Source organism: Streptomyces sp. NPDC059788 (genome assembly GCF_042732265.1).
Taxonomy (GTDB): Bacteria; Actinomycetota; Actinomycetes; order Streptomycetales; family Streptomycetaceae; genus Streptomyces.
The window spans coordinates 12,164-24,327 of the sequence record NZ_JBHWHY010000051.1; the positions used below are offsets into that span (position 1 = coordinate 12,164).

General features: G+C 71.7%; 5 protein-coding genes and 1 pseudogene. 5 read left to right on the top strand and 1 reads right to left on the bottom strand.

Annotation, left to right across the window (positions count from 1 at the left end; translation table 11 throughout):
- Window positions 1–21 precede the first annotated feature (21 nt).
- The 3 genes from ACFV57_RS34125 to ACFV57_RS34135 all read left to right on the top strand — a co-directional run bounded on the left by ACFV57_RS34125 (window position 22) and on the right by ACFV57_RS34135 (window position 9,133).
- Window positions 22–6,780, top strand: a complete 6,759-nt coding sequence (locus tag ACFV57_RS34125) for a beta-ketoacyl synthase N-terminal-like domain-containing protein (RefSeq protein ID WP_385240166.1) — start codon at window positions 22–24, stop codon at window positions 6,778–6,780.
- An 8-nt stretch (window positions 6,781–6,788) separates the two neighbouring features.
- On the top strand, window positions 6,789–7,946 hold the full coding sequence (locus tag ACFV57_RS34130; protein WP_385240168.1) for an SDR family oxidoreductase: 1,158 nt from the start codon (window positions 6,789–6,791) through the stop codon (window positions 7,944–7,946).
- A 341-nt stretch (window positions 7,947–8,287) separates the two neighbouring features.
- Window positions 8,288–9,133, top strand: coding sequence for an alpha/beta fold hydrolase (locus ACFV57_RS34135; RefSeq protein WP_385240170.1), 846 nt, complete (start codon window positions 8,288–8,290; stop codon window positions 9,131–9,133).
- Between the two features lie 29 nt (window positions 9,134–9,162).
- Here ACFV57_RS34135 and ACFV57_RS34140 read toward each other — a convergent pair.
- A pseudogene (locus ACFV57_RS34140) lies at window positions 9,163–9,312 on the bottom strand (transcriptional regulator); the annotation flags it as partial.
- Between the two features lie 535 nt (window positions 9,313–9,847).
- On the opposite strand from ACFV57_RS34140, the gene ACFV57_RS34145 reads away from it, so the two are divergent.
- Both ACFV57_RS34145 and ACFV57_RS34150 read left to right on the top strand, forming a co-directional pair.
- Window positions 9,848–10,531, top strand: coding sequence for a TetR/AcrR family transcriptional regulator (locus ACFV57_RS34145; RefSeq protein WP_385240172.1), 684 nt, complete (start codon window positions 9,848–9,850; stop codon window positions 10,529–10,531).
- 238 nt (window positions 10,532–10,769) lie between these two features.
- On the top strand, window positions 10,770–12,158 hold the full coding sequence (locus ACFV57_RS34150; protein ID WP_385240174.1) for an FAD-dependent oxidoreductase: 1,389 nt from the start codon (window positions 10,770–10,772) through the stop codon (window positions 12,156–12,158).
- Window positions 12,159–12,164: the final 6 nt, after the last annotated feature.

Sequence of the window (12,164 nt, forward strand, 5' to 3'; positions counted from 1 at the left end):
TGCACGTTGGAAGGCTCCCGCATGTCCACTTCCACGACCGCCCGCGCACCCGCCCAAGAGCCGATCGCCATCATCGGCATGAGCGGCCGTTTCCCCGGAGCCCCGTCCACGGATGATTTCTGGCGGCTGCTGGAGGACCGGCGCGAAGCCGTCGGCACGGCTCCGGCCGACCGGCCGTGGATGCACGATCTCTACGATCCGCAGCCACGCACCCCAGGTCGCATTCCCACCGACCGTGGGGGATTCCTTGCGGACATCGACCGGTTCGACGCCTCTTTCTTCGACATTCCGCCGCGCGAAGCGGCGCACGCCGACCCGCAGTTGCGTCTCCTGTTGGAGACCGCTTACGAAACCATCGAGAACGCGGGCATTCCCGGCGATCGGATTATACGGCGACCGGTGGGTGTGTTCGTCGGCAGTTGCTACAGCGACTACTGGCTGCGTCACATCGCCGCGCCCGACGAACTCGATATCTATACCGAGCTCGGCGCGGGCACCCGCTCCGCGCACTCCGGTCGGCTCGCCTATGTCCTCGGCCTGCGCGGGCCCGCCGTCTCGGTGGACACCGCCTGTTCCTCCTCGCTGACGGCCGTGCACCTGGCGTGCCAGAGCCTGCGTACGGGCGAGTGCGACACGGCTCTCGCGGGCGGCGTCAATGTCATCCTCACCCCGTACACGACCCTCACCTTCTCCTGGGCCGGCGGCATCTCGCCGGACGGCAGCTGCAAGTTCGCCGATGCGTCGGCGGACGGCTTCGTGCGCAGCGAGGCGGTGGCGACGGTGCTGCTCAAACCGTTGCGGCGGGCGCTCGCCGACGGCGACCGTATCCGCGCGGTGATCCGGGGCAGTGCGGTCAACAACAACGGGTTCAGCGGTTTGGGCGTCGCGGCTCCGGAGCGGGAGGGGCAGCGCGACGCCCTGCGCCGTGCCTATGAGGGTGCCCGGGTGGAACCGGGCGACGTCGACTTCGTCGAGGCCCACGGCACCGGCACCCCGCTCGGCGACAGCACCGAACTGAACGCGCTCGCGGAGGAAATGGGCGACCGTCGCAGCGGCGAGCCGTTTCTGGTCGCGTCGGGCAAGGCCAACATCGGGCACACCGAGAGCACGGCCGGAATCGCCGGGCTGATCAAGGCGGTACTCTCCCTGGAACACCGCCAAGTGCCCGGAAACCCGCACCTGGTCACCCCCAACCCCGCCGTGGACTGGGCGGCGGCACCCTTCCGTGTCCCCCGGGATCTCGCCCGGCTGCCCGCCACGGGGGAACTGCTGGCCGGTGTCAACAGCCTGGGCGCCTCCGGCACCAACGTCCATGTCGTGCTCTCCTCCGCGCCGCACGGCCCCCAACCGCTCGCCGAAGGGCCGGGACCCCATCTGCTGCCACTGTCGGCCCGTGCCCCTGGGGCGCTGCGGGAGCTGGCCGCCGCCCACCGTGAACTGCTGACGGCCGACGCTTCTCTACCGCTCGCCGAGCAGTGCGCGGCAGCGGCCCGACAGCGTACGCATCACCAGTGGCGAGCGGCCGCGACGGGTGACAGCCGTGCGGAGATGGCCAGGGCGCTCGACGACATCGCGCGGCGGGACTACGGCGCCGAGCCCGAGGAGAACCCTCACGTCGTCTTCGTCTTCCCCGGCCAGGGGACACAGTGGCAGGGCATGGGAGGTGAGCTGCTGGAGCGCGGCGGGGCATTCCGTACGACGCTGGAGCGGTGCGCGCGTGTCATCGAGACGGAGACCGGCTGGTCGCTGCTGGACGCACTGCGGGGCGAGGACGCGTCCTGGCAGGAGCGCACGGCGTACGTCCAGCCCGCGCTGTGGGCCATGGGCGTCGCGCTGGCCGAGCACTGGCGCTCCTGGGGCATCGCGCCGGACGCCGTACTGGGCCAGAGCCAGGGCGAGATCGCCGCCGCGCACTGCGCGGGCGCCCTCACCCTGGAGCAGGCCGGGCACCTGAGCTGTCTGCGGGCACGCCTGATCGACGAGCTGGCGCCGCCCGGCGCGATGGCCTGGCTCGCCCTGCCGCACACCGACGTGACGGATCTGCTGACCGAGACGGGCATCGACGCGCAGGTCGCCGTCGCCGAGAGCCCCGCCTCCACCGTGCTGTCCGGGACGGTCGAGGAGATCGACCGGCTGGTGGCCGCCTGCGCGGACCGCGACCTGGAATGCCGCCCGATCCCGGTGGCCTACGCCGCGCACAGCGCCCAGATCGCCCCCGTCCGCGAGCCGCTGCTGGACGCAATCGCGGGACTGCGCCCGGCGGACGGGGACGTGCCTTTTCTGTCCACCGTCGCCGGCGGCGAACTCCCCGGCGCCTCGCTGGACGCGGACTACTGGTGGCGCAATCTGCGGGAGACGGTCCTGCTGGAACCCGTCGTCGCGGCCCAGCATGACCCGCATCCGCCGGTCTTCCTCCAGGTCTCGCCGCACCCCGTACTGACCGGGGCGATCCGCAGCAGTTCCCCGGAGGAGACCGTAGTCCTGGAATCCCTGCGGCGCGGGGATCCCGAGGCGCGCACCCTGCTCGACTCGCTCGCCCGGCTCTACGAGGCGGGGGCCGACGTCGACTGGGACGCGCTGTATCCGGAGGGCGGGCGCGCGCTGATACTCCCGGCCTATCCGTGGCAGCGGGAACGCCACTGGTACCAGGCCGACGACTATCCCTACCCGCCGATCGGCGGGGAGCCGCCGGAGGGGCCGGTGATCGACCTGGAGCGGGACCGCTTCCTGCTCGACCACCAGGTCGGCGGCGTCCCCGTGATGCCCGGGGCCGGCTTTCTCGGCATCCTGGCGGACGCGGCGGGACCGGCCGGTGAACTCGCCGAGGCCGCTTTCCATGAACTGCTCGTACTCGACGCGTCCGATCCGCCGGAGATCCGCGTGCGTACCGAGGACGGCGACACGACGGCGGACGGCGGCGACGAGGACAACGGGGAAGCGAGCGAGGTGGAGAACAACGCACACCGGCTGGTGGTCGAGAGCCGCACCGGCACGGGGTGGACCCGTCACGCCACCGCGCGCGCCGCCCCCCGAACGCCTGCCCGGACCGACGCCGCCATGGCTGAACAGCGCGCCGAGTGCCCCGAGGATGTACGACATCGCTGCCCCGCCCGCCTGACCGGCGAAGACTTCTACCGTACGTACTCCGGCGACCGCAACGCCTGGAACGGGCTCTTCCGCTCCATCGAAGAACTGTGGCACGGCCCCGGCGAAGTGCTCGCCCGGGTCACCGCGCACCCTGCCGACGGCCACCGCCTCCCGCTGCATCCGGCCGTGCTCGATTCCTGCCTCCAGCCCCTCGCCGTGCTGCTGGACGCCGATCCCGGCCACGGCTTCGTCCTGGCCTCGGCGGACCGGCTCCGGATGCCGCACGAGACATTCGACGGCGACGAGGTGTGGGCCCACGCACGTGTCACCGACTCCGGACCGGACGGAATGAGCGCCGACATCACCGTGAGCGACGCCGAAGGGCACCCCATCGTGGACATCACCGGCCTCAGGGCCCTATCACTGCAAAGCGCCGCGCCCCGGAACGCCTCTGCCACGCAAACCCCGGAAGAAGAACAGCGGCGCGAGCCGGACAGCCAGGCTGACGTCCCCCACGCGAAATGGGCGCACGCCCTGCGCTGGGAGCCCGCCCGGGTGCCCGAGCCCACCGCCCGGTCTGCGCGTTACCTGCTGCTGGGCGACGGCGGGCAGTTGGTCCGACGGCTGACCCGCACTCTGACGGCGGCCGGGCACACGGTCACCGTCGCCCCCCTCACAGCGAATCCGTCCGAGGTACTCGCCGAGGCAGCCGAAGACGGACCACTCGACGGCGTGGTCTGCCTGTACGACGGGGAGGCGCAAGAGGACGTTCAGGGCAAGGATGTGCAGGCCGAGGCGGTCCGGCTGTGCACCTCCGTAACCACGACGCTTCGGGCCCTGCTGAACTCCCCCTGCAGATTGCTGCTCGTCACCCGTGGCACGCAGCGAGTCCGTGCCACGGACAGCTGCCCGGCCCCCTGGCAGGCGGCCGTATGGGGCCTCGGCCTGGTCACCGGCCAGGAACACCCGGACCTCGCGCCGCTGCTGGTCGATCTGGACGAGCACGGCGCGGCACGCGACGACGCCGACAGGCTGACCGAGCTGCTCCCGTCCGCCACACAGGAGAACCAGCTGGCCCTGCGCGACGGCGAGTTCTACGCGCCCCGGCTGTCCGCTGCCGTCCCGGACGACCGTTCCGTGCGGCCGCTCGCGCTCGTCACCGAGGGCGGTCTCGACGGCCTGGACCTCGTCCCCCTCACCCGTACGGAGCCGGGGCCCGGCGAGATCGAGATCGTCGTCACCCACGCCGGCCTGAACTTTCACGATGTCCTGGCCGCGGCCGGAGCTGACGGTGACGCCACGGAGGGCCCTCCGGCCCTGGGCTGTGAAAGCGCCGGAACCGTCGCCCGTATCGGAGACGGCGTTGGCGCCTTCGCCGTCGGCGACTCGGTGATCGCCTTCTCCTACCCGTCGCTGCGCACCCACCTCACCGTCCCCACCCATCTCGTGGCCCACACCCCGGCCGGGCTCAGCCCTGCTGAAGCGGCGGCCCTGCCCGCCGCGCATGCCACCGCCTACCACGCCTTGGTGGAACGGGCCCGGCTCGCTCCCGGCGAACGCGTTCTGATTCACTCCGCGACCGGTGGTGTCGGCCAGGCCGCAATCTCCATCGCCCGTATGCGCGGCGCGACCGTCTACGCCACGGCGGGAACCCCCGCCAAGCGGGAGCTCCTGGAGCGGCTCGGCGCGGAGAAGATCGCCGACTCCCGCTCCACGGCTTTCGCCGACGAGTTCAGCGACGGTGTGGACGTCGTCCTGGGCACCCTCGTCGGCGAGGGCACGGACGCGGGCTTCGGCGTCCTCAGACCGTTCGGCCGCTACGTTGATCTGGCCGTCAACGACATCGCCGCCGGCCGGCCGCTGCCCATGAGCGTGTTCGCGGACTGCCGCAGTTACCTGCCGGTCAATGTGCTCGATCTGTACCGGTACCGTCCGGAGCACCTGGGCGACCTGGTCCGTACCGTCGCGGACCTCGTCGGCGACGGCACCTTGGAGGCGCCCACGGTCCGGGTCTTCCCTGCCGACCAGGCCGCCGACGCCTGCGATCTGATGGCCAAAGCCGGCCACATCGGCAAGGTCGTCCTGGCCATGCCCCGAAAGAGCGAAGAGCCGGTGGAGATCCGGCCCGACGCGAGCTATCTCGTCACCGGCGGGCTCAGCGGTGTCGGCGGACTGCTCGCCGCCTGGCTCGTCGACCAAGGCGCCACACACCTGCTGCTCACCGGCCGCTCCGACCTCGCGCAGCTGCCGTCCGACGACCGAAGGGCCGCCCTGCTGGAGGAGTTGCGGGCCGGCGGCACCGAGGTCGAGTACGCGGCCGTCGACGCCGCCGACCAAGAGGCCATGAGCGAGCTGCTGAACCAGCGCGACCGTGAGGGACTGCCGCCGATGGCCGGGGTAGCCCACGCCGCGGCCGTCCTCACCCCGGGCCCGACGGCCGACCTCGATGCCGATGCCCTCGATGCGACGCTTCGCCCCAAGGTCGCCGGAGGCTGGGCCCTGCACCGGCTCTTCGCCGACCGGCCGCTCGACTTCTTCGTGCTCTTCTCCTCCGCGGTCTCGGTACTGGGCGGCCTGACCATCGGCCAACAGCTCGGCGCATACGCCGCGGCCAACGCCTTCATCGACGCACTGGCCGCGCACCGGCTGGCGGCCGGTCTGCCCGCGACGGTCGTCAACTGGGGCTACTGGGCCGAGGTCGGCATCGCCGCCCGCCTCAGCGAAGCCAACGGCCACGAGGTCCGGCCAGAAGGCATGGACCCCATCCGCCCCGAGGACGCCCCGGCGCTCTTCCCTCGGATGTTGCGGACCACAGGGCGATGGCTGCTCTTCCCGCCAGTCGACTGGGACCGCTACCTGGCCGCCTATCCGCCGGACGTGGACAACCCCCTGCTGTACGTATCGGAGTCCGGCCCCGACGGCACGCCTGCGGGCACCGAATCGGACCGCGCCCCGGCTCCGCCTCCGGAGCCCCGTCGTGCACGGGGTACGGGCCTACGCACCGGCACGGCCGCCCGCCAGGACGCACCGCAGACAACACCGGACATGCCCCCGGCCCCCAAGGCATCCGGCAGCCCCCGCAGTCCCCACGGCGCGACGGAAACACAGCCGCCCCCTGACGGCGGAGAGACGTACCGCGCACCGAAGGGACCGCACGAACAGCGCACGGCCTCCCGCGCCACGCGAGCGGCGGCCGAGAAGGACGACACCGCCGGCGGCCCGGACCGCCGCCCGGCGACGGCTTCCCGCTCCCACCCCGACGTCCCAGGATCGTCCCAGAAGCCCGGGACGCGGGCCCCGGCGCGCGACCGCGACAGGCCGCCGGCGGCACGTACGCAGGAGCAACCGTCCGCGCAGCGTCCCGGCCGGGCTCACGACGAACGTGACGCTTCCCCCACCGCAGCGGATTCCGAGGACACCTCGAACGCCGAGGGAACCGCCGCCCCGGGCAGCGACACCGCCGACGTCGAGGAGCAACTCGTCACCCACCTCGCCGCCGTCCTCGGAACGCCCGCTTCGCGGATCGACCGTGCCCGGCCGATGAACCGCCTCGGCATGGACTCGCTCATGGCCACCGATCTGCGCACCCGCATGCGCCGTGACCACGGCCTCGACATTCCGGTGGCACGACTGCTCGGCACCCGCAGCCTGCACGCCCTCGCGGTCGAACTGACCGGCGGAGAAGAACGGTGATGGCCGGCATGAAGCCCGCACCCGGCCCCCGTGCCGTGCTCCTGACCGGGGTCACCGGGAGTCTCGGCGGGTACTTGTGCGCCGAGTTGCTGGCCCGCACCCGTGCCACCGCGTACTGCCTCGCACGGGGCTCCGCACAACGCGCCGAGGAACGGCTGGCCGCTCTCGGCGTCACGCCCGCGGAACGCCTCGTACATGTCCCCGGCGACATCACACGGACACGCCTGGGACTGGCCCCCGCCGCCTATGACGCGCTCGCCGAGTCCGTTGACGAAGTGCTGCACTGCGCGGCCCAGGTCGACTTCGCCGCCGAGTACGACCTCCTGGCCCCCGTCAACGTCGGCGGGACCCGTCACATCATCGCCTTCGCCGAACACGCCGCCCGCCTCACCGGCCGTGCAGTCCCCATCCGATACATCTCGACTCTGGGCACACTCTGCGCCGCCCGTGCCGCCGGACTGACCGAGGTCGACGAGAACACGCCCGCCACCCCCACAACGGCGGGGCAACTCGGCTACACGCGTACCAAGGCCACGGCAGAACGGGACCTGCACGCCGCCGAAGACCGCGGAGTCCCGTTGACCCTCTTCCGGCCGGGAGTGGTGACGGGACACAGCACGACCGGCCGGACCGGCACCTCCGACCTCCTGGTGCCCATCCTGAGCGCGTCGGCCGCTCTCGGCCGCGTGCCGGAGGGCGTCGGCGTGATCCCCATGGACGCGGTGGACGTGGTCGCCCGCTCCCTGATCCAACTGTGCCGCCTGCCGGACGCGGCGGGGCAGACGTACCACCTGATCCACCCGGAACCGGTGCCACTGACCGACGTGTTCGAGGCGATGCGCCGGGCCGGCTACCGCCTGGAGACCACCGAGGCCGACGCATGGTGGTCCCATGTCGACGACCATGCCACCGACCCATGGGTACGCTCCCAGGCCGTCCTGCGCGACCTCACCCGCTACTGCATGATCACCGGCCCTGAATACCTGGTCCCCCGGACCCTCGCGGACCGCACCTGGAAGACCCTCACCGAGGCAGCCGTTCCGAGACCGCCGCTGGACGCCGCCTACCTCGACCGACTCGTCCACTCCCTCACCGTGACCGAGGCTCTCCCGCCCCCATCAGCGGACATCTCTGCAGGCTCCTCCACAGAGCTGCCGAGCGCATGATGTGCGGCGGGCGTTACGGGCGACATCCCGACGCTGAAATGACGCTCATGCGACATTCGTCCTGATGGGAAGTCAGGCTCCCTGCGACGGCGGCCAAGAGCCTTGTTCCGAGCCAACAGAGCCGCCGACCATGAGGTCGGGGGGGCGGGCAGGCCCCCGGTGCACTGGAGCAGCCGCCTCACACTCCGGAGCGGACACCACTGTCCGGAGCAGCACCGCTCCCCACGATGACGCCTGCGGAGGGGTGCCACCGACCCGGCCGAGGAAATCCGGGCTGCCGAGGCATCGGAGCACGCTTCGCGTGGAAGGCGGTGCTCTCAAGGCGGGAGAGGAGAGAAGCGGTGGACTGGACACTGAACGAGGGGTTCGAGACACCCGGAGGGGTGATGCGGTGGGGGAGCTTGGGCAACGGAGAACCACTCGTACTGGTGCACGGTACGCCGTACTCTTCCTTCCTGTGGCGGGACATCGCTCCCGCGCTCGCCCGTACCCGCGAGGTCTTCTTCTTCGACCATCTCGGCTTCGGCCAGTCGGAGCAGCGCGAGGGCCAGGACCTGAGCCTGGCGGCTCACTCGGAGAACTTCGCCCAGCTCCTCGATCACTGGGGGCTGTCACACCCCAGCGTTGTGGCTCACGACATCGGCGGGGCGGTGGCGCTACGGACCCTGCTGCTGGAGCAGAAGAGCTACCGGGACCTGACCCTCTTCGACGCGGTGAGCGGCGGCGAGTGGGAGCGAGGACTCTTCCAGCTCTTCCTGGAGCACACGGAGGTCTTCCGCAAACTTCCGGGCTACGCGCACGAAGCGCTGGTCGCCGCCCACCTGCGGCACGCCACGCACACCGGCTTCCGGCCAGGGGTTCTCGACGCCTTCCTCGCGCCGTGGCGGGGGGAGGAAGGCCAGGCGGCGTTCTACCGTCAGTACAGCCAGATCAGGCAGGCGGACACGGCCGCCTACGAGCATTTGCTGGGCGGTATCCCGATTCCGGTACGGATCGTCTGGGGCCGCGAGGACCGCATCCTCCCTCCGGAGTACGCCGAGTGGCTGCACAAGCACGTTCCGCAGGCAGAGCTGCACTGGATCGAGGGCGCCGGTCACCTCCTCCAGGAGGACGCCCCCGGCCGGCTGCTGGCCTGGCTGACAGCTGAATTCGCGTCGGCCCGGGCTGCGGGGCCGGTGAGCGGGTGATCCGGCCCGTGGACCCGCGAGGACAGTGCGCTCTCTCCAGGGACGAAGGGGCCGTGCAGCGCGTCGGCCAGGGCGTCGGCGGCCAGGAGGTCAAGGGTGCGGCTCATCACGAACGCCGGGGTGTGCGGATAACCGTCCATCAATTGGCGCAGCGCTGGACTGACGTGCTCTGCGGCATGACAGTCGCACCCCGTATTCGGCGCGGGACGCGACGAACTCACCATCCCCCGGGCCTGGCTGGACCGATGGCTGGAAGAGCACGAAATGGCCGGGGAACGGAGAATTCGCACGGGTCGGAAGCGCGGATGGGCACGGATGGGCACGGATGGGCACGCCATCGCAGGTCGGCCCGGTCCAGCAGACGACTTCGTGACATACGCACCGTGATCGTCGACCTCGGCAATTCCCGGAAGCGGCCCTCATCCGTGCTGAGCCCGCGACATAGCGGTTCCTCAGCCGAACTTGTGCCCGCTTGCCGACGGGTGAAAATCGGCATCGGCATCGGCATCGAGTCATCATCGGCACGCCCGAAGACGGCCAGAGGTGATCGAACCTGCACACCCACCCCGACCCCTCACACCCCGCCTGAGTCGGGCGATCCCCCGCGTCGCCCGACTCAGGCAGCTCAGCCGGAGTCCTGGCCGCGTCGGGGCGGACATCCGGAGACCTGCTGAGTATATTGGCTCCCAGCCAGTCAACGCAGGAGTTAACAGCATGTCCCCCCGCAGCCCCTCGGTCAATGAAGAGTTGCGGCGGCGTTCCCGCGAGCGTTTGTTGCAGGCGACCGTCGAGCTGGTGGACGAGCGTGGGTACGAGGCGACGACGCTCGGGGACATCGCCTGCCGTGCCGGGTCGGCGCGTGGGCTGATTTCGTACTACTTCCCGGGCAAGCGGCAGTTGCTCCAGTCGGCCGTGCACCGGCTGATGCACCACTCGTTGCAGGCGGCGCTCGAACGCGAGCCGGTACCGGCGGGCGAAGACGCAGGCCGGGAGCGGCTGGCGCGGGCCATCGACGCGATTTTGGGGCTGGCGCAGGAGCGTCCGCTGCTGATGCGTACGCATATGGCCGGAATCCTGACGGCGGAAGGTTTCATCCAGTGCCCCGAGCAGCAGCGGCTGGCGTTCTTGCTGCGTGACACGGTGGAGCGGTACGGCACCGAGGACGCAGACACGGACTACCGGCTGTTGCGGGCATTGCTGATGGGGTCGGTGGTGGCGGTGTTGTTGCCGGGGGCGCCGATGCCGGCCGCGCGGCTGCGGGCCGAGCTGTTCCAGCGGTACGGGCTGGACTGGGAGCTGGGCGCGCCGCCGAGCGAAGGGCCCGAACCCCCGCTGGAGGGGCCGCCGCCGTTGCAGGACCCACCGCCGGGCCTGGAAGACGCCGCCGCGGAAGGGTAGGCGCCGGGCCCCCGGGGACGGCCTCGGGGCGGGGAGAGATTCACGCCGAAGGGTGAATGCCCGTGCGCGTACAAGGTTCACCCCTGCGGGTCTGCCGCGCGACGGGCTCGCCGGGCGGCCGTCCCGCCGTATGGCCGCCCTGTCGCATGGCCGGACCGCCGGGCATCCCCGGCAGCACACCTCCCGCACAGCCCACGCCAGTGCGATTCTGGTAGCACTCCGCGGAAAGGGGCCTTCCGTGCTTCGTGTCGCAGTGATCGGTTCGGGACCCAGTGGCGTCTACACCGCTCAGGCGCTGGTCGGGCAGGAGATCGTGCCGGATGTCGAGGTGTATGTGCTCGACCGGCTGCCCTGCCCGTACGGCCTGGTGCGGTACGGGGTAGCGCCCGACCACGAGAAGATCAAGTCGTTGCAGCACAACCTCCGTGCGGTGCTGGAGCATCCACGCGTGCACTTCCTCGGCAACGTCGACGTGGGGGCCGGCGGCCTGGGCCCGCGGGAACTGCGGCGCGTGTTCCACGCGGTGGTGTACTGCGTGGGGGCCGCCACCGACCGCCACCTGGGCATTCCCGGCGAGGAGCTGCCCGGCAGCCATTCCGCCACCGCCTTCGTCTCCTGGTACAGCGCGCACCCCGACGCGGCGGACGGCCGCTTCCCACTGGCCGCGCGGTCGGCGGTGGTGATCGGCGTGGGCAATGTGGCGGTGGACGTGGCGCGGATTCTCGCCCGCGGGGCGGACGAGCTGGCGCGTACGGACGTGCCGCAGGCCGCGCTCGGCGCGCTCGCGGAGAGCCGGGTGGAGAACGTGTGGATGGTGGGGCGGCGGGGGCCTTCGCAGGCGAAGTTCACCACCAAGGAGCTGCGCGAGCTGGGTGCGCTGCCGGGCGCCGACGTGGTCGTACGGCCCGAGGAGCTGGCGCTCGATCCGGCGTTCGGCGATTCCGCCGGGCTGCCCGCGGTGAACCGGCGCAACGTGGAGGTGCTGCGCGGCTGGGCCGAGGGGGCGGCGAGAACGGGAGGGGCGAAAGGGGCGCCGGACGCGGTGATCGGCGGGCGGCGCCGGCTGCATCTGCGGTTCTATCTGCGGCCGGTCGAGGTGCTCGGTGACGTGGAGTCGGGGGTGCGGGGGGTGCGGTTCGAGCGGACGGTGCCGGACGGGGCGGGCGGGGTCACGGGCACCGGGCAGTACGAGGACGTCGCGGCGCAGCTGGTGCTGCGCTCGGTCGGGTACAAGGGGACGCCGCAGCCGGGTCTGCCGTTCGACGCGGCGACCGGAACGGTGCCGCACGTGGAGGGCCGGGTGCTGCGGGACGGTGTCCCCTCGCCCGGCGAGTACGTGGCGGGGTGGATCAAGCGGGGGCCGACCGGTGTGATCGGCACCAACCGGCCCTGCGCCAAACAGACCGCGGCCGCGCTGCTGGCGGACGCCGACGAGCTGGCGCGCGAGCCGCTTCCGGACGATCCGGTGGCCGCGCTGCGGCGGGCCGGGCAGCGGCCGGTCCGCTGGCCGGGCTGGCTGGGCATCGAGGCGGCGGAGGCCGCGCTCGGCCGGGAGCTGGGGCGGACGACCGTGAAGATCGCCGACTGGGCCGGGCTGCTGGTGGCCGCCGGGGGCGGAGGCCGTTGAGGGGCG

Excerpts from the sequence above, each read along its gene's own strand:
- ACFV57_RS34145 (WP_385240172.1), top strand. The coding sequence starts at position 9,848 with ATGTCCCCCCGCAGCCCCTCGGTCAATGAAGAGTTGCGGCGGCGTTCC.
- ACFV57_RS34125 (WP_385240166.1), top strand. The coding sequence starts at position 22 with ATGTCCACTTCCACGACCGCCCGCGCACCCGCCCAAGAGCCGATCGCC.
- ACFV57_RS34130 (WP_385240168.1), top strand. The coding sequence starts at position 6,789 with ATGAAGCCCGCACCCGGCCCCCGTGCCGTGCTCCTGACCGGGGTCACC.